Origin of the sequence: Roseovarius sp. EC-HK134 (genome assembly GCF_902498815.1) — a bacterium.
GTDB lineage: Bacteria > Pseudomonadota > Alphaproteobacteria > Rhodobacterales > Rhodobacteraceae > Roseovarius > Roseovarius mucosus_A.
Genome location: NZ_LR701544.1, coordinates 2,455,419 through 2,472,466, shown reverse-complemented (window position 1 = coordinate 2,472,466; position 17,048 = coordinate 2,455,419). Strand labels below are relative to the sequence as shown.

At 62.4% G+C, this 17,048-nt stretch carries 17 protein-coding genes; 8 read left to right on the top strand and 9 right to left on the bottom strand.

Annotated features, from left to right (window positions below):
- Positions 1-336: 336 nt before the first annotated feature.
- Positions 337-1,227, bottom strand: a complete 891-nt coding sequence (locus GC127_RS15845; RefSeq protein WP_081508320.1) for a LysR family transcriptional regulator — start codon at positions 1,225-1,227, stop codon at positions 337-339.
- Positions 1,228-1,323: 96 nt separating this feature from the next.
- On the bottom strand, positions 1,324-2,199 hold the full coding sequence (locus GC127_RS15840) for a dioxygenase (RefSeq protein WP_008281990.1): 876 nt from the start codon (positions 2,197-2,199) through the stop codon (positions 1,324-1,326).
- Positions 2,200-2,376: 177 nt separating this feature from the next.
- On the opposite strand from GC127_RS15840, the gene GC127_RS15835 reads away from it, so the two are divergent.
- From GC127_RS15835 to GC127_RS15825, 3 genes are read left to right on the top strand one after another with little or no spacing between them, the layout of a single operon-like run.
- Entirely contained in the window at positions 2,377-2,772 is a 396-nt protein-coding gene (locus GC127_RS15835) for a hypothetical protein (protein ID WP_151978956.1), read from the top strand.
- Positions 2,769-3,626 carry an alpha/beta fold hydrolase gene (locus GC127_RS15830; RefSeq protein ID WP_151978955.1) on the top strand — a complete coding sequence of 286 codons (858 nt, stop codon included), beginning with the start codon at positions 2,769-2,771 and terminating at the stop codon, positions 3,624-3,626. The genes GC127_RS15835 and GC127_RS15830 overlap by 4 nt, the downstream gene beginning before the upstream one ends.
- A 14-nt stretch (positions 3,627-3,640) precedes the next feature.
- On the top strand, positions 3,641-4,501 hold the full coding sequence (locus tag GC127_RS15825) for a 3-keto-5-aminohexanoate cleavage protein (RefSeq protein WP_151978954.1): 861 nt from the start codon (positions 3,641-3,643) through the stop codon (positions 4,499-4,501).
- Between the two features lie 31 nt (positions 4,502-4,532).
- Here the strand turns inward: GC127_RS15825 and GC127_RS15820 are convergent, their stop codons facing one another.
- The 3 genes from GC127_RS15820 to GC127_RS15810 are packed head-to-tail and all read right to left on the bottom strand — an operon-like array spanning position 4,533 to position 7,443.
- A complete protein-coding gene (locus GC127_RS15820; RefSeq protein WP_151978953.1) occupies positions 4,533-5,210 on the bottom strand; it encodes an ABC transporter ATP-binding protein in 678 nt (225 codons plus the stop codon).
- Positions 5,207-6,412 (bottom strand): ABC transporter permease, encoded by a 1,206-nt coding sequence (locus GC127_RS15815; protein WP_151978952.1) that lies wholly within the window; start codon positions 6,410-6,412, stop codon positions 5,207-5,209. Before GC127_RS15815 ends, GC127_RS15820 begins: the two co-directional genes overlap by 4 nt.
- Positions 6,412-7,443, bottom strand: coding sequence for an efflux RND transporter periplasmic adaptor subunit (locus tag GC127_RS15810; RefSeq protein ID WP_151978951.1), 1,032 nt, complete (start codon positions 7,441-7,443; stop codon positions 6,412-6,414). The genes GC127_RS15815 and GC127_RS15810 overlap by 1 nt, the downstream gene beginning before the upstream one ends.
- Before the next feature lie 391 nt (positions 7,444-7,834).
- Between GC127_RS15810 and GC127_RS15805 the strand changes: the two genes are divergently transcribed.
- Positions 7,835-8,866: a proline racemase family protein gene (locus tag GC127_RS15805; protein WP_151978950.1), complete on the top strand. Its 1,032-nt coding sequence runs from the start codon at positions 7,835-7,837 to the stop codon at positions 8,864-8,866.
- A gap of 30 nt (positions 8,867-8,896) precedes the next feature.
- Here GC127_RS15805 and GC127_RS15800 read toward each other — a convergent pair whose 3' ends face one another.
- Entirely contained in the window at positions 8,897-9,934 is a 1,038-nt protein-coding gene (locus GC127_RS15800; RefSeq protein ID WP_151978949.1) for an Ldh family oxidoreductase, read from the bottom strand.
- A gap of 27 nt (positions 9,935-9,961) precedes the next feature.
- On the bottom strand, positions 9,962-10,597 hold the full coding sequence (locus GC127_RS15795; RefSeq protein ID WP_008282000.1) for a helix-turn-helix domain-containing protein: 636 nt from the start codon (positions 10,595-10,597) through the stop codon (positions 9,962-9,964).
- Between the two features lie 157 nt (positions 10,598-10,754).
- On the opposite strand from GC127_RS15795, the gene GC127_RS15790 reads away from it, so the two are divergent.
- From GC127_RS15790 to GC127_RS15775, 4 genes are read left to right on the top strand one after another with little or no spacing between them, the layout of a single operon-like run.
- Complete coding sequence (locus GC127_RS15790; RefSeq protein WP_151978948.1) at positions 10,755-12,455, top strand: aconitase X; 1,701 nt, start codon at positions 10,755-10,757, stop codon at positions 12,453-12,455.
- Between the two features lie 45 nt (positions 12,456-12,500).
- Entirely contained in the window at positions 12,501-13,460 is a 960-nt protein-coding gene (locus tag GC127_RS15785) for a dihydrodipicolinate synthase family protein (protein WP_008282002.1), read from the top strand.
- Positions 13,451-14,365, top strand: a complete 915-nt coding sequence (locus tag GC127_RS15780) for a proline racemase family protein (RefSeq protein WP_151978947.1) — start codon at positions 13,451-13,453, stop codon at positions 14,363-14,365. Before GC127_RS15785 ends, GC127_RS15780 begins: the two co-directional genes overlap by 10 nt.
- A gap of 21 nt (positions 14,366-14,386) precedes the next feature.
- A complete protein-coding gene (locus GC127_RS15775) occupies positions 14,387-15,628 on the top strand; it encodes an FAD-binding oxidoreductase (protein WP_151978946.1) in 1,242 nt (413 codons plus the stop codon).
- Positions 15,629-15,677: 49 nt separating this feature from the next.
- Here GC127_RS15775 and GC127_RS15770 read toward each other — a convergent pair whose 3' ends face one another.
- Both GC127_RS15770 and GC127_RS15765 read right to left on the bottom strand, forming a co-directional pair.
- Positions 15,678-16,400, bottom strand: a complete 723-nt coding sequence (locus GC127_RS15770) for an amino acid ABC transporter ATP-binding protein (RefSeq protein WP_081508330.1) — start codon at positions 16,398-16,400, stop codon at positions 15,678-15,680.
- On the bottom strand, positions 16,393-17,046 hold the full coding sequence (locus GC127_RS15765; RefSeq protein ID WP_008282006.1) for an amino acid ABC transporter permease: 654 nt from the start codon (positions 17,044-17,046) through the stop codon (positions 16,393-16,395). Before GC127_RS15765 ends, GC127_RS15770 begins: the two co-directional genes overlap by 8 nt.
- Positions 17,047-17,048 lie beyond the last annotated feature (2 nt).

Genomic DNA, 17,048 nt, shown 5'->3' with positions numbered 1-17,048 from the left:
TGCTGACCGTGGGCGAGGGCGCCACCATCAAGGGCGAAGTGATCGCCGATGACGTGGTGATCAACGGTCGTATCGTGGGCCGCGTGCGTGGCCTCAAGGTGCGCCTGACCTCGACCGCCCGCGTCGAGGGGGACATCATCCACAAGACCATCGCCATCGAAAGCGGCGCGCATTTCGAACTTTCCCTTATACACATCTCCGAGCCCACGAGACGGACTCCTATCTCGTATGCCGTCTTCTGCTTGAAAAAAACAACGCCGGGGCCCCCCACGCCCCCTCGGCGAGGTCCCGGGCCAAGCCCGGCACATGTGCGGTTTCTGTCGAGCGCAACACGCCTTAAAACTGCTTGCGGGCCACGCGTTGAGCGATTTTGACAAAGTTGTGCACATGCACACCCTGTTCGTCGAGGCGGTGATTGACTGATAGGCTGGTGCGGGCAATCTCTGGCTCAATGCGCAGAAACTTCATGCCCTTGCGCGGCGCGGTCGAGACCGATTCCGGCACGATGCACACGCCCTCGCCAATCGCCACAAGGCTGAGTGCTGTTTGCAAATCCATGCACCAAAGGCGCAGAGGGGCGGTGAACCCTGCGCCCTCAATCGCCTTGAGCACAAAGTCGGCATAGCTGGGCCGGGGGTGTTCGGGGTAAAGCACAAGATTATGCGTCTCAAGCCGCTCCAGCTTGGCCACGGTGCGACCGCCGGTGTCGACCGTATCGGGCAGGGCCAAGATCAGCTTTTCCTCCATTAATTCCTTGGTAACGAATTCCGGATCGCGCAGCGCGGGCCGGGCAAAGGCCACGTCAAGCTCGCGCGAGACAAGCGCGCGATGCAGCTGCGCGTTGTTCATCGGGTTAAGGCTCAGATTGACCTCGGGGTAATTGGCGCGAAAGGATTTGATGATCGTTGGCAAGATGCCAAAGGTGGCCGATCCAACAAACCCCACACGCAGCCGCCCCTCTGCCCCTTGACCTAATCGGCGCACTTCAAGTTTGGTATCCTCGAGCTGTGCAAGTATCGACCGCCCGCGTTCGAGCAAGCGCTCGCCGGCCTGTGTCAGGCTGATGGCACTGCGGCCCCGGTTGAACAGGATCGCGCCCAACTCTTCTTCGATCTGTTTGATCTGGCGACTAAGCGGCGGCTGCGCCATGTCGAGCCGTTCCGCGGCGCGGCCAAAGTGCAACTCTTCTGCCACCGCTATGAAATAGGTTAGTTGCTTGAAATTCATGGCACCCTCCAGCCCCAAAACTAGCCTAGCCTGTTGCGGGCATAAAAAAAGCCCCCGCGTGACGGGGGCCTTGAAGTTCCAGGCAGGGAGGGTGGGTTATTCGGCGGCCACGGCCTGCGCCGCAGCGTCTGCCTTGAGCACAAAGTCGAATTCGAAATGCAGGTCTGTGCCAAGCTCTTTGGGGGCCGGTTTGAACTTGCCGATCAGGCTGTCCTTGACTGCGAACACGCTGTCATCATCCAGCCATTTGCTGTCACCGTCATAGATTTGGCTGATCAACTGACGATATCCGTCTTTCGAGATGATGAAATGCATATGTCCGGGGCGGTAGGGATGATGGCCCATATAGCGCAGCAATTCGCCCGCCGTTTCCGTATCGGGGATCGGATAGGGCACGGGGCGCACGGCGACAAAGGCGTAGTGACCATTCTCATCGGTCTCGAACCGGCCGCGCAGGTTGTATTCCGGTTGATCGGGATCGAGGTTTTCGTAGATGCCATTGGGCGCATCTTCCCAGACATCAAGCGTGACACCGGCAATGCCGTTGCCTGCTGCGTCGCGGATATAGCCCTCGAAATAGGCGGTTTCCTCGGTGTCGTAATGTTTCTGGATGGTCGACGCCCCCTTGGGCAGCACGGGCGGATTCTCGCGGTAAAACGGCCCCAGCACGGTCGACTCGCTCTCGGGGCCGTCAATTGGGTTTGACAGCATGTCCACCAGCACTTCGACGCCGAGAATATCGCCCAAAAGGATGAACTCCTGCCGGTTCTCGTCGCAGGTCTGGCCTGCGCGCTTGAGGTATTCGCAGCCCTCAAGAAACTCGCCGTGTTGCAGGTTCACATCCTTGCAAAAGGCGTGCAGGTGGCGAATGAGCGCGGTCATGATGTCGCGCTGACGCTCAGTGATCTCACCGTGCTTGCCGAGGCTTGCGATCACCACATCGGTGATGTTCTCCAGATTTACGATTCCCATGGGTTCTCCTCCAAACGGGGTTTCATATGGCGTGGGGCAGGCCGGGGCGCACCCTGTGGTCCTCGTTGTCGATCAAGGCGGGTGTCAAACCAATGCCGCAGGCGGTATCGCGTGATACCCGGTCCGGCATAGATTAATCGCCCCCTTAAATGCCACCTCTAGCACAGACCTAGCATTATGAGGGAGGCAGAGGTGATCGACAGATTTCGCGAGATTGCGACACGGCTAGAGGACCAGCCCCATCTCTTGCGCCTTGGGCGGCTCTTTTCCGAGACGGTACTGATCGAGATTGAGGGCGACGAAATTTATCTGACCTTTGACAAGGGCCGGATCGTTTCGGTTGTAGCCGGGCCAAGCCGCAAAACGCCGTGGCGCTTTGCGTTGCGCACTGATGCTGACGCACTGGAGCAGTTCTGGCAGGCGCGCCCAGCGCCCGGATTTCACGATATCTTTGGGCTGGCCAAAATCGGGCGTGGGCGGATCGACGGCGACATTCTGAGCCTGGTCAAGAACCTGCGGTTTTTCAAAGAAGTCATGGCGCTTGCGCGGTGCAAAGAGGAGGCTGCCGCATGAGCATCGAGCCCATCACTGGACGTTACATCACGGTCGAGATCGCGGGCGCGCCGCGCCGCATTTATTTCGAAGAGGCGGGGCAGGGGCGGCCTGTTCTGTGCCTGCACACCGCCGGGGCCGATACGCGGCAATGGCGTCATCTGATGAACGATGCCAAGGTGACAGCGGACCATCGCCTGATCGCCTTTGACATGCCGTGGCATGGCAAATCCCTGCCGCCAGAGGGGTTCGAGACCGAAGAATACCTGCTTACGACCGAAGACTATATCGAGACGGTGTTGGCGGTGGTGGCCGGATTGGGACTGGAGCGCCCCATTCTGGCGGGCTGTTCCATGGGGGGGCGGATCGCGCTGCAACTGGCGGCGCTGCACCCGGAGCACTTCAGCGGATTTATCGCCATCGAGGCATCGGATTTTCAGCCCGCATGGTATGATATCGACTGGTTCCACCGTCCCGATGCCCATGGCGGCGAGATGGGCGCGGCGCTCGTGTCGGCCAATATCTCGCCCTATGCTCCAAATGCAGAACGCTGGAACACGCTCTGGATGTTCATGCAGTCGGGGCCGGGCGTGTTTCGGGGGGATCTGAGCTTTTACACGCGCGATGACAGTTTGATCGCGCGATTGGCGCAGATCGACACTGGCAAAACTCCGGTGCATCTGCTGGTCGGGGCCTATGATCTGACCTGCACGCCCGAGGATGCGAAACGCACGGCGGCCGCCATTCCCGGCGCGACGGTTTCGGTGATGGATGAGCTAGGCCATTTCCCGATGAGCGAGCATCCGCAAGGGTTTCGCCCGTTTTTCCTTGATGCCCTTGCGCGGATGCCGCGCGTGGCCGCGCAAGCGGCCTGAGAGGAGTTTCCGACATGACCAATCCCTGCATCATCTGCGTGGCAATCACGGGAAGCTTGCCGCAGAAATCCGATAACCCGGCAGTGCCGATCACTGTGACCGAACAGGTCGAAGCGACCCATGAGGCGTTTGAGGCCGGGGCCACAATCGTGCATGCCCATGTGCGCAATGACGATGGCTCGCCCTCGTCCGACCCTGAGAAATTCGCGCGCCTCAAAGAGGGGATCGAGACCCATTGCCCCGGTATGATCATTCAATTTTCCACGGGTGGGCGCTCTGGTGCGGGTCAGACGCGCGGCGCGATGCTGTCCTTGCGCCCTGACATGGCCTCGCTCTCGGTCGGGTCCAACAACTTTCCCACACGGGTCTATGAGAACCCGCCCGATCTGGTCAACTGGCTGGCGGGGGAAATGCGCGAGTATGAGGTCAAGCCCGAGATCGAGGCGTTTGACCTAAGCCATATCCTCAAGGCCAAGGACATGGCCGATCAAGGCCAACTTCTTGGCACGCCCTATGTGCAGTTCGTGATGGGCGTCAAGAATGCGATGCCGGTCGACCGCGATGTGTTCGACTATTACATCCACACGGTCAAACGCCTGTTTGGCCCGGATGCGCCCTGGTGCGCGGCGGGGATCGGGCGGCATCAGGTCACGTTGAACGACTGGGCCGTTGCGGCAGGCGGGCATGCCCGCACCGGGCTTGAGGATAACGTGCGGCTGGATCGGGATACCCTCGCGCCCTCGAATGCCGCTTTGGTGCGGCGGGTGGTCGAGATCTGCGCGCGCCATGCCCGCCCTGTGGCCACCTGGCGCGAGGCGCGGCAGATGCTAGGCCTGCGCGCGCAACATGGCCTCAAGGATGGCAAAGCGGCGTGATTCTATGGTGAGTGGGCTGGTCCTTTGGCGGTCAGCCCGTCACCTGCCCATCCCCGACCACGATCTTCCGACGACAGAGCGATGCGATCTTGTCGTCATGGGTCGAAATCAGAAAGGTTGTGCCCTCTTCTTGATTGATCTGGGCAATCAATTCCATCACCTGCATGGCTGACACACGGTCGAGATTGCCAGTCGGTTCGTCCGCCAGCACGAGTTCGGGGCTGTTCATCAGCGCCCGCGCCACGGCGACGCGCTGTTTTTGCCCGCCCGACAGGCTGGTGGCGGGGAAATTGATCCGCTCCGCCAGACCCATCCGCGCCAAAAGATCACGGCCCCGCGCCCGCACCGGCGCGGTTTCCCGGCCCTCGCGCACGGCGGTGGGAAAGATCACATTCTCCAGCGCGGTAAAATCCGGTAAGAGATTGTGGAACTGAAAGACAAATCCGATATGGGCATTGCGAAACTCTGTCAGGGCCCGGTCATCGGCGGCAATCAGGTCCTCGCCCAGCATGACGTGACGGCCCGAAGTGGGTTTCATCAAAGTGCCAAGAATGGTCAAAAGCGTGCTCTTGCCCGATCCGGATGGCCCCAGCAAAGCCGCCATTTCACCTGTCTCAAGCCGCAGCGAAAGCCCGCGCAAGACCCGCGTTGCGGCCTCTCCGGTGCCGAAGGTCTTGACCAGATCGCGCACCTCCAGAAGCGCGCTCATTGGCCAATCGCCGTGACAGGATCGACCCGCGCCGCCGCGCGCGCAGGCAGGATCGAGGCGAGGACAGCCCCGATCACTGTGAGGGTAATGGCCAGACCATACGAGCCTTGGGTGATGTCCATCGGCAGGGTGCCCGCCTTGAACGCGTCGCGCGGCGGGAAGGGCAGGAGCGCCAGATACCCAAGCCCCGCGCCCATCATCCCGCCCATCAGCCCAATGAGCGCGCCTTGGGTCACGAAAACCACCACGACAAATCCGCGCCCCGCGCCCATCGCGCGCATGATCCCGATTTCCGGGCGGCGACGGTAGGTCGAGAGCAGCAGCGCCGAGGCCACGCCGATCACAATGGTGATAAGCGCGAATGTCTTGAGGAAATAGCCGGTCTGCGCCTGTGCGCTCAGCGCCTCCATCAACTGTTCGGCCCCATCGGTCCAGGGCACGGCATCGAGCCCGGTCAGGGTGCGAATGCGCAGCGCCGTGGCATCTGCGGCGTTGAGGTCCAAAAGCTTGATTTCGATCTGGCTCACGCCCTGTGGCATGGCAAAGAGCGTGCGTGCAGTCGACAGGCTGACAAAGGCGCGCGCCCCGTCCAAGGCCCCGTTGCCCGTCTCAAAGATACCCGAGAGGGTCAGCAGGGCCGTCACCCCCTCAGAGCTTTGCAGGCGCAGCGGCTGATTGAGCGACAGGTCGAGATCATCGGCAAGCTCGCGCCCCACCACGATCAGACCTGCGCCCAGCCTTGCTCGCCCCTCAACCATATACCCGTCCAGATCGAGGATCGCGGATTCGCGCCCCGGCTCAATCCCGGTCACGCTGACCTGCTCCACTTGTGCCCCACGCGTCAGAAACCCCGCCCCGGTGATCTGTGGCGAGACCGCCTTGACCCCCGGCACCGCCTCAATCAGCGGCAGCCACGTTGCGGCCTCGGCCAAAGAGGCGGTGCGGGTGCGGCCCCGTTCTGCGACCATAAGCACATGGCCTTCGGGCGTGAACAAAAGCGTGGGATCATCCGGTTCCGCCTCGATTGTGACATGGGCGATATCGCCCACGGTGCGCGACAGGATGAATTGCGCCAGCCCCCCGATAAGGGCGGACATGAAGATGAAGATAAAGACACCCACCGTCACCCCGAGCACCAAAAGCGCGGTCTGCGCCTTGCTGGCGGTCAGATAGCGAGCGGCGATCTTGAGCGCATAGAGCATCAGGGCGGCCCCGCTGTGACGGCCTGACCATCCACGATGCCGGTGGCCTCGGTGACGAAAGTATCGCCTTGGGCCAGCCCTGCCGTGACGATCAGCCGAGCGGCGGGCCACTCGACCACTGAAATCGGCTGAAACCTCGCCGTGCCGTCGCGAATGACGAAAACGCCCGGTGCGCCTGCGTCAGAAACCAATGCGGTGCGGGGCACGGTCAGGGCTGCGTCGCGCTGATCCACGATGATATTGGTCGCCACGGTCAGGCCCACCGGCGCAAGGACGGGCGTGTCAAAGGACAACTCGACCGCCAGCCCGCCGGTTGCGATATCGACCCGTTTTGAGACATAGCTGACCTGTCCCGCGCGGGTCTGCGTTTCGCCCGCCAATTGAAGAAGGGCGGGCTGCGCTACGGCGATTTGGGTGGCATAGGCCTCGTCCACATCGGCCTCGACCAAAAGCGCGCTGAGGTCGGCAAGCGTCAGGATGGGCGTGGCGGGGCTGACAAGTTGGCCCTGCTCGACATCGAGCATTACAACACTGCCTGCGACAGGCGCGCGGATTGTGTGATTGGCCAGCAGAACGCGCGCCTGATCGAGCGCCGCACCAAGGCGGGCGACCTCTTGGGTCGCGGCCTCGAGTCTGTAGCCATAGGTGTCGCGCACAGAGCGGGCGATTGTGGTGGTGAGCGACGTGGCGCGATCAAATTCAGCCTGCGCTTCGCGGAGTGCGTCGCGCGCGGCGTCTAGGGCGGCTTGTGCCTGTCGCACGCTGGCGCTCTGCGCCTCGGCATCAACTTGGGCCAAGATCTGACCCGCCTCGACACGGTCGCCCTCGATCACAGGCAATGCCACAAGCGTGCCGGTGACGATTGACGTCACCTCAACCGAATTGACAGCCGCGATCCGGCCATTCACAGCCAAGACGCGGGTGACAGGGGCCAGCGCTGCCGTCTCGACCAAGACGGTTGGCGGGCGGGCCATCCACGCCTGAGCGGTGATGAGCCCAGCAATGGCCATGCCGACAAGCGCCGCTGCCACCCATATCCACCGCCGCCCGGATTTCCGAACAGGAGCGTCCCGGCGCGGCACTGGCAACGGCGAAGGAGATGCAGGGTCTTTCTGCGCGGTCGCAGGCGCGTTGTGTCGGGCAGGTTTCTGGTCAGCCGGGGCCAAACGGGGTTCCTTTGCTCAGGGCACATATGCCGGGGGCGGCGGATTTTGCGCCGCCTCCTGTTCCTCTAGCATAGGCGGGCAAATCGCAACTGCCTTGACGTGGATCAGGGGCGGGTAGACTGCCCGCGCGCCTCCATTGACCCATGCAGGCACCCCGGGCATAACCGACGCAGAGCGGCGGTGACCCGACGCTTTGACACAGGCATGCTGCCCCGGCGGATCAAAGCCTAGGTAGCCAGAAAGATTGAGCCGGACCATGCGCAGCACCAAGATCATCCATGTCGTTTCCTGTCATGCCGAGGGCGAGGTGGGCGATGTCATCGTGGGCGGCGTAACCCCGCCCCCCGGCGATACGATCTGGGATCAGCGCAAATGGATCGCCGAGGATCAGACCCTGCGCAATTTCATGCTGAACGAGCCGCGTGGCGGCGTGTTCCGGCATGTCAATCTGCTGGTGCCGCCCAAGCATCCAGAGGCACAGGCCGCCTGGATCATCATGGAGCCCGAGGATACACCACCGATGTCGGGATCAAACTCGATCTGCGTGTCGACCGTGCTGCTAGACAGCGGCATCATCCCGATGCAAGAGCCGGTGACGCATATGGTGCTTGAGGCGCCGGGTGGGCTTGTGCGGGTGCGCGCCGAGTGCGCCAACGGCAAGGCCGAGCGCATCTTTGTCGAGAACTTGCCCTCCTTTGCCAGCCGTTTGGGCGTGCCGCTTGATGTGCCGGGTGTCGGGCAGATTACTGTGGATACGGCCTTTGGCGGGGATAGTTTCGTGGTGGTCGATCCCGTGGCGCTTGGCGTCGATCTGGTCGAGGATAACGCGCGCCGGATTGCAGAGCTTGGCATCCGCATCACCAATGCCGCCAATGCCCAGTTCCGGTTCGAGCATCCCGAAAAGCCAGATTGGGCGCATCATTCGTTCTGCCTTTTTGCCGGGCCGATCACGCGCGAGGGGAGCGCCCTGCGCGCGCAATCGGTGGTCGCCATTCAGCCCGGCAAGCTGGACCGGTCGCCGACCGGCACGGCGGTCTCGGCGCGCATGGCGATCCTCGCGGCGCGCGGCGAGATGGGCGAAGACGACCGCTTTACCGGCGTGTCGATCATCGGGTCAGAATTTCACGGGCGGATTCTGGGTCGGGTGCAGGTTGGCGGGCAAGAGGCCATTCGCCCCGAGATTAGTGGCCGCGCCTGGATCACCGGCACGGCACAGCATATGCTGGACCCCAGCGATCCGTGGCCGGGCGGTTATCGGCTCTCGGATACATGGCCACGGATCATTTAAGGGGCAGGGCGGCGGGACGCGCCCCTGCGCTCAGACTGTGACCGCAGCCAGCCCTTCGGATTCGAACCGCGCCAGTTGCGCCAGTTCTGCATCGCTTAGGGCAATGCCGCCGCTCAGGGCGTTTGCCCGCGCCGCAAAGCGCCGTTCAGAGGGCAGGCGCGCGCCCTGGCCACTGATGGCGCTCAACAGGCGCTCGCCTTCGGCAATCGGATCGCGCCCGCTGCGTGCGGCGAAGGTCGCCGGATCGAGCGCTAGGACCAATGCGCCATGACGCGGCAAGAGGCTGGTGCCGCCGGAAAACTCTAGCGCTTCCTTGCTCATGAATTCACCCAGCATGGCACCGGCCAGCAATTCGACCATTGTCGAAATCGCCGATCCCTTGTGCCCGCCAAAGGGCAGCATCGCGCCCGCCAGTGCCGCCTCGGGATCGGTGGTGGGGTGGCCGTCCTTGTCCATCGCCCAGCCTTCGGGGATGGGCGTGCCTGCGCGGCGGTGCAATTCGATCTCGCCCCGCGCGGCGACGCTTGTGGCAAAATCGAACACATAAGGATGCGGGCCGGGACGCGGCCAGCCAAAGGCAATCGGGTTGGTGCCCAAGAGCGGCTCTTTGCCGCCCGTGGGCGCGACCGAGGAATAGCTGGGGCACATCGAGAGCGACGCAAGGCCCCGCGCGGCCAAAGCCTCGACATCGTGCCAGAGCGCCGAGAAATGCAGGCAATCGCGGATCACCAGCGCCGCCAGCCCGGTGTCACGCGCTCGCGCGGCCAAGGCATCGACAGCCGCGTCAAAGGCCGGATTGGAAAATCCGCCGCCCGCGTCCACGTCGATCACCGCGCGGCCTGTATCCTGCAGCACCGGCACAGCATCGGGCACCACCTTACCTGCTGCGATCACCCGCAAGCAGCCTTCGATCCGGTAGATGCCATGCGACTTGCAATGATCCCGCTCACCCGCAACGATGACCCGCGCCACGGATGCTGCGCTCTGAGGGCGCACGCCGCAGGACTCGAAAATCGACGTCACGCGCGCCAAAAGGCTATCAACGGAAATCACGGTCGGCTCGGCCATGCGGGCGGTCTCCTTCAGGATTGGGGGCTATTTGTCCACGTCGGTATAGGTGCAGGCCCAGAACACCTTGGTTTCGGTATCATCAATCGCGCGCAACCCGTGTTTGATGGTGCTGTCGAAATAGGCGCAATCGCCGGGCTCCATGATCACCGGCTCGTAATGCTCGACCGTCAATTCAACGCGACCCGAAAGAACATAGAGCGTCTCTTCGCCGTCATGCGATTCCAACTCGTCGCGCGTGAGGGGGGCGCGTTTCTCGACCAGTGTCACCAGCGGGATGATCTTTTTTTCGGCCAGCGCGTTGCACAGCACCTCGTATTCGAAATTCTTGGCGCGCACCTTGCGTCCTTGGCCTGCGCGCGTCACGGTCATGCGCGTGGTCTGTGTCGCGTCATGATCGGCGGAAAAGAGCCGCTCCATGCCAATATCATAGGCGCGGGCGATCTTGATGAGGTTCTCATAGCTGGGCGAAACGCGCCCGTTCTCGATTTTGTGGATGGTCGAAAGCGCCAGACCTGTGCGCTGCGCCGCCACTTCGAGCGTATAGCCGCAGGCCTGCCGCACAGCTTTCATGCGTGCGCCCAAATCCGCGCGCAGTTGATGGCGCTCTACGTCCCAATCATCCGCGGCACTCTCGACGGAGGTTTTTTCTGTTTCGGCCATAATTTTTCTTTTCTTACCAGTCATGATTGTTTAAGCATATATTTGTGTTGGGCACAACAGTAGCAATCCTGATATTGCAGGGGGAGACGGAATATCGGACTTTTCCGTCGTCCGGACCGAATTTCTCAGGAAACAAACTTCAACAAAGGGTGATCTCATGCCAGACCTGATTGTTGCCGCCGAGGTTCAGGGGCCAATCCTGCTCTGCGATGAGGGGCTGAGCGTCTGGGGCGGTGTTGATCCCCAGAGCGGGCGGATCATTGACGCGCATCACCCGCAGCGGGGGCAATCGCTGGCCGGTCACGTTGTAATGATGCCGACCAGTCGTGGCTCTTGCACGGGTAGTGGCGTACTTTTGGGGCTGGCCTTTGCTGGCACGGCGCCCAAGGCGCTGATCTTTCGCGAGGGCGAGGATATTCTGACTTTGGGCGCGCTTGTCGCCACGCGGCTCTTTGATCGACCGATTGCCGTTCTGCGCCTCTCGGCCTCCGACTACGACCGTCTGGCCCAGCAATCCCATGCCAAGATCACCGCCACCCATCTGCGCGCAGGTGATCTGGCGCTGCCGCTGACCTCTGTGGCCTCCGAGGGGCTGACCCTGTCGGACAGCGACCGCGCCTTTCTTGCCGGGGAGCATGGCGAGGCGGCACAACTGGCGATGGAGATCATCACCACCCTCGCCGCCGCCCAAGGCGCGCCCAGCCTGACCGATGTGACCCGCGTGCACATCGACGGCTGCATCTATGCCAGCCCCGCCTTTCTGACCTTTGCCCGCGCCATGGCGGACAAGGGCGGGCGGGTGCGGGTGCCCACCACGATGAACGCTATCTCCGTCGATCACGCCAATTGGCGCGCGCAAGGCGTGTCCGAGGCATTCGGCCTGCCTGCCAGCCAATTGGCCGATGCCTATGTCGAAATGGGCGCGCGCCCCAGTTTCACCTGCGCGCCCTATCTGCTCGAGGACAAGCCGGTCGCGGGCGAGGACATCGCCTGGGCCGAAAGCAATGCGGTGATCTACGCCAACACGGTTCTGGGCGCGCGCACCGTGAAGCATGCCGATTTCATGGACCTCTGCATTGCGCTGACGGGGCGTGCCGCACGCTCTGGCGTCTATCTCGACCAGAACCGCGCAGCCCGTCGGATCATCGACATCGACGTGCCTGAAGGGATCGACGATGCCTTTTGGCCGATGCTGGGCTGGATCGTTGGTCAGGTCGCCCCCGACCGCATCCCGCTCTTGCGCGGGCTGGAGTGGCTGAATCCCTCCGAGGATGATCTCAAGGCGCTTTGCGCGGCCTATGGCACCACCTCTGCCTCGCCGATGATGCATATCAAAGGGATCACGCCCGAGGCGGACATGCCGCCCACGCCCGATGCCGATCACGCCCGCATCACGGCGGCTGACTTTGCCCGGCTTTGGTCGGGGTTCAATCAAGGTACGGACAAGGTCGATCTGGTGGCGCTTGGCAGTCCGCATTTTTCCGCCGCTGAATGCAGCGCCTTTGCGGCATTGATGGAGGGGCGGCAGGTCAATCCCGCCGTAGCCACGATCATCACCCTTGGTCGCGGCACGCTGAGCACCATCACCGCGAGCGGCGTCAAAGCACGGCTTGAGGCCGCCGGTGTGACCATCGTGCCCGATATCTGCTGGTGTTCGATTTCCGAGCCGGTTTTTCCGCCTTCGGCAAAGGTTCTGATGACCAACTCTGGCAAATATGCGCATTACGCGCCGGGTCTCAGCAATCGTGCCGTGCGGTTTGGCTCGCTCGCGCAATGTGCGCAGACCGCGCAATCTGGCATGGCCCCCACAACCTCACCGCCGTGGATTGCCGCGGCTCCAGCCCTTGCTGGCCACTGATCCGCCTCCACAGGCACAACGCCACGCATCCAAAGGAGTTTTCCGATGAACAAAGACGTCTTTCACGGCACCATCCCCGCCCTGCTGACCCCCTGCACCCCGGACCGCAAACCCGATTTTGACGCGCTGGTGCGCAAGGGGCAGGAAATGATCGCGGCAGGCATGTCGGGCGTGGTCTATTGCGGGTCCTGCGGTGACTGGCCGCTTTTGACGGACGCCGAGCGGATGGAGGGCGTCGAACGCCTGACCAAGGCCGGCGTGCCCGTGGTTGTGGGCACTGGCGCCATCAACACGAAATCCGCCGTGGCCCATGCCGCACACGCACAAAAAGTGGGCGCGGCGGGCCTTATGGTGATCCCGCGCGTTCTGTCGCGGGGCCTGTCTGTCGCCGCACAGCGCAACCATTTCAAGGCCATTCTAGAGGCAGCCCCAGATGTGCCCGCGATCATCTACAACAGCCCCTATTACGGCTATTCGACCAAGGCCGATCTCTTCTTTGCCCTGCGCGCCGAGCATAAGAACCTGATCGGCTTCAAAGAGTTTGGCGGCAAGAATGATCTGAGCTACGCCGCTGAACACATCACCTCGCAGGATGATGACGTGATCCTGATGGTGGGGGTGGATACCGAAGTGTACCACGGCTTTGTCAAATGCGGGGCGGTCGGGGCCATTACCGGCATCGGCACGATGTTCCCCAAAGAGGCGCTTTTGCAGGTGGCACTGTCCCGCCGCGCAGCGACGGGTTGCCCCGAGGCGGACATGCGCGCGCGCGAGCTGGCCGATGCGTTTTCCGTGATTGCCAAGTTCGACGAAGGCGTCGATCTGGTGCTCTATTTCAAGCATCTCATGGTGCTGAAGGGCGAAGAGGAATACCGCCTCAACATCAACGAGACTGATGCGCTCTCGCCCTCTCAGGCGCGGTTCTGCGAGGCGCAGTTCCATCAATTCAACGCATGGTTCGCCAATTGGGTCAAACAGGGCGGGGTGATCGCTGAATGCATGTGATCGACAGCCACACCGGGGGCGAGCCGACGCGCGTTATTCTGGACGGGGGGCCGGACCTTGGGTCTGGTGCCCTGTCCGAGCGCGCTCGACTGTTGGCCTCGGAGCATCGCGATTTTTACCAATCGGTCAGCCTTGAGCCGCGTGGACAGGTGGCGATGGTCTGTGCCCTTATGGTGCCGCCAACAGACCCGACTTGCGTGACCGGCGTGATCTATTTCGACGCCGAGGCGGTGCTTGGCATGTGTGGCCATGGCACCATCGGCCTTGTGGTCACTCTGGCACATATGGGCCGGATCAAACCGGGCATTCACCGGATCGAGACGCCCGTAGGCATCGTCACCGTCGATCTTATCGACGCCAACACCGTCACCGTCACCAATATCGAAAGCCGCCGCACCCATACCGGCGTCACGGTCGAGATTGAGGGACTTGGCGCTGTCACTGGCGATGTCGCTTATGGCGGCAATCTCTTTTTCCTTGTCGACCCCAGCCCCGTTCCGGTCCATTCCAGCAATATCCGCGCGCTGACTGATGCCACCATCGCTGTGCGCGACGCGGTGCAGGCGCAGGGAATAGACGTGGATCACGTGATCTTTTACGGCCCCTCTGATGATGCGGCGGCGCATAGCCGCAACTTTGTCCTTTGCCCTGACAACGCCTATGACCGCTCGCCCTGTGGCACGGGATGTTCGGCACGGCTCGCCTGTCTGGCGGCTGAGGGGCGGCTGGACGCAGGGCAAGAGATCGTGCAGGAAAGCGTGATCGGCAGCACCTATCGGCTGTCCTATACCCCCGGCCCGAACGGCGGCGTGATCCCCTCGATCACTGGGCGCGCCTATGTGATGGCCGAAAGCACATTGCTTTTTGATCCCAACGATCCGTTTCGCAACGGTATCCGTCTCTAACCCTTTCAACAAAGGTGCCGCATGGCCCGCTCAGACATCATCGTCATCGGTGCCGGCATCATCGGCGTGACCAGCGCGCTTGCGCTGCAACGGGAGGGTCACCGCGTCCGCATTCTGGACCGCAAGGGCGTGGCGGCAGAAACCTCGCGTGGCAATGCAGGCGCGTTCGCCTATACCGATATCGAGCCGCTGGCGACGCCGGGCATCCTGCGCAAGGCACCGAAATGGCTGCTCGATCCGCTGGGGCCTTTGTCGATCCCACCGGCCTATGCGCTGCCGCTTTTGCCGTGGATGCTGCGGTTCTGGCGGGCGAGTTGGCAGGATCGCTATGCGGCGGCTGTGGCGGCACAGGCCAGCCTGATGCACCATTCGCGTGCGGCCTTGGAGCGTTTGATCGCCAATGTCGACGGCGAGCCGTTGATGCGCCGCGAAGGGCAGTTGCAGGTCTACGAGGGCGAGGCGGCCTATCGCGCGAGCCTGCCCGCATGGACCCTACGTCGTCAGCATGGCGTGCGCTTTGACCTCTTGGAAAGCCCCAATGCCTTGGCCGAGATTCAACCCGGTCTCAGCCCACGGTTTACACATGCGGGCTATACCCCCGACTGGATGAACACCGTCGATCCGGCGCGGTGGACCGAATATCTGGCGCAACAGTTTGTGGCCGTTGGTGGCGTGATCGAGACCGCAGATATTCGCGCGCTGCGACAGGCGGGCGACGGCGTCGAGATTGAGACCGCCACTGGCACGACATGCGCCGATCAGGTGGTTCTGGCTGCCGGTGCTTGGTCGCACCATCTGGCGCGCACGCTGGGGGACGCGATCCCGCTCGAAACCGAGCGCGGTTACAACACCACCTTTTCCACCGCCAGTTTCGATCTGCGCACGCATCTGACCTTTGCCGATCACGGCTTTGTCGTGAGCAAGATCGGCGAGGGGCTGCGCGTGGGTGGGGCTGTGGAACTGGGCGGCCTGCGCCTTGCGCCCAACTACAAACGCTCGGAAACGTTGCTGCGCAAGGCCCGCGATTTCCTGCCGGGGTTTGATCCACAGGGCGGCACGCAATGGATGGGCTTTCGCCCCTCGTTGCCCGATAGCTTGCCGATCATTTCGCGCGCGCCGCGCGCCGACCGGGTGATCTATGCCTTTGGTCACGGGCATCTGGGGCTGACGCAATCGGCGGGCACGGCTGAATTGGTGGCGGCGCTTGCCGCACACCGTGATCCGGCGATAGAACTGCAGGCGTTTGACGCCGCGCGATTTTAAAGGGTGCGGGGTTGGGAGGCGTCAACCGCCCCAACCCGGCCTTTCCCTCTTACCGAACATTGGCCAGAAACTTCTGCGTCTCGGGGTGTTGCGGATCGCCAAAGAGCTGATCCGGCGCGCCGATTTCGGCCATGATACCCTGATGAAAGAACGCCACGCGGTTCGACACATCGCGGGCAAACCCCATCTCATGCGTCACGCAGATCATGGTCATGCCTTCTTCGGCCAGCATCTTGAGGGTTTCCAGAACCTCGCCCACAAGCTGCGGATCAAGCGCGGATGTCACCTCGTCAAAGAGCATGTAATCGGGTGACATGGCCAGTGCACGGGCAATGGCCATGCGCTGCTGTTGCCCGCCCGAGAGACGCGAGGGATAGGTTGTCAGCTTATCGCCCAGACCGACATGTCGCAGCTGCTTTTCGGCGATCGCTTCGGCCTCTGCCTTGGCCATGCCCAGCACCTTGCGCGGGGCAAGGGTGACATTCTCCAACACCGTCAGATGCGGAAAGGCGTTCCATTGCTGAAACACGATGCCCACCTTGCGACGCAGCTTGTTGAGATTGGTGGATTTGGCATGCACCTCGGTGCCGTCGATGGTGATGCGGCCACTATCAATCGGCTCTAGCCCGTTGATGCAGGTCAGCAGGGTAGATTTACCTGACCCAGAGCCGCCGATTACGGTCACCACCTCGCCACGCTGCACCGTCAGGTCGATCCCCTTGAGAACCTCCAGATCGCCAAAGGATTTACGGACATTCTGGATCTCAATCATTGGACCACCTTTTTTCGAGATAGCCGCCGAAACGGGCAAGCGGGAAGCTGATGACAAAATAGAACGCGCCGCAGATCAACAGCAGGAACAGTGGTTCTTGCAGGCGCGTGATGAGGATTTGGGTGGATTTCAACAGTTCGGTAACCTGCACCACATAGACCAGCGCCGAGTCCTTCATCACCCCAAGTGCCAGACCGATCCACGAGGGCAGGGCGACGCGCGTGGCCAGCGGCAGCACGATATAGCGCATGTCCTGCCCCCATGTCAGGCCAAGGGACCGCGCCGCGCGACGGGTGATTTCCGGCACCGCATCAATCCCGCCACGCACGATTTCGGCGCAATAGGCCGAGGTGTAGAGCGACAGCACGATGCAGGCCACGGTAAAGCCGGAAATCTGAAGTTGCAGCACCATGCCGACAAAGGCGTTGCCCAAGACCAGTTGAATAAGTAGCGGCACAGAGCGGAAAATGTCGAGAAAGAAGGTCAGCGGTGCGGCCAGAACCGGGCCAAGCTGCATTCGGATCACCCCAAAGAGGATGCCCAAGAGGGTGCCGATGACCACGGAAATTGCCGTAACAAGGATCGTGATCCCTGCGCCCTTGGCGAGAAAGACCAGATCATTGGCGGTGAGGGCGGTGTCGAACATGC

Bases quoted from the DNA above. Each gene is read 5' to 3' on its own strand.
- GC127_RS15835 (WP_151978956.1), top strand. From the start codon at position 2,377: ATGAGGGAGGCAGAGGTGATCGACAGATTTCGCGAGATTGCGACACGG.
- GC127_RS15770 (WP_081508330.1), bottom strand. From the start codon at position 16,400: ATGATTGAGATCCAGAATGTCCGTAAATCCTTTGGCGATCTGGAGGTT.
- GC127_RS15820 (WP_151978953.1), bottom strand. From the start codon at position 5,210: ATGAGCGCGCTTCTGGAGGTGCGCGATCTGGTCAAGACCTTCGGCACC.
- GC127_RS15830 (WP_151978955.1), top strand. From the start codon at position 2,769: ATGAGCATCGAGCCCATCACTGGACGTTACATCACGGTCGAGATCGCG.
- GC127_RS15780 (WP_151978947.1), top strand. From the start codon at position 13,451: ATGCATGTGATCGACAGCCACACCGGGGGCGAGCCGACGCGCGTTATT.
- GC127_RS15845 (WP_081508320.1), bottom strand. From the start codon at position 1,227: ATGAATTTCAAGCAACTAACCTATTTCATAGCGGTGGCAGAAGAGTTG.
- GC127_RS15785 (WP_008282002.1), top strand. From the start codon at position 12,501: ATGAACAAAGACGTCTTTCACGGCACCATCCCCGCCCTGCTGACCCCC.
- GC127_RS15840 (WP_008281990.1), bottom strand. From the start codon at position 2,199: ATGGGAATCGTAAATCTGGAGAACATCACCGATGTGGTGATCGCAAGC.
- GC127_RS15815 (WP_151978952.1), bottom strand. From the start codon at position 6,412: ATGCTCTATGCGCTCAAGATCGCCGCTCGCTATCTGACCGCCAGCAAG.
- GC127_RS15795 (WP_008282000.1), bottom strand. From the start codon at position 10,597: ATGGCCGAAACAGAAAAAACCTCCGTCGAGAGTGCCGCGGATGATTGG.
- GC127_RS15800 (WP_151978949.1), bottom strand. From the start codon at position 9,934: ATGGCCGAGCCGACCGTGATTTCCGTTGATAGCCTTTTGGCGCGCGTG.
- GC127_RS15825 (WP_151978954.1), top strand. From the start codon at position 3,641: ATGACCAATCCCTGCATCATCTGCGTGGCAATCACGGGAAGCTTGCCG.
- GC127_RS15765 (WP_008282006.1), bottom strand. From the start codon at position 17,046: ATGTTCGACACCGCCCTCACCGCCAATGATCTGGTCTTTCTCGCCAAG.
- GC127_RS15775 (WP_151978946.1), top strand. From the start codon at position 14,387: ATGGCCCGCTCAGACATCATCGTCATCGGTGCCGGCATCATCGGCGTG.
- GC127_RS15805 (WP_151978950.1), top strand. From the start codon at position 7,835: ATGCGCAGCACCAAGATCATCCATGTCGTTTCCTGTCATGCCGAGGGC.
- GC127_RS15790 (WP_151978948.1), top strand. From the start codon at position 10,755: ATGCCAGACCTGATTGTTGCCGCCGAGGTTCAGGGGCCAATCCTGCTC.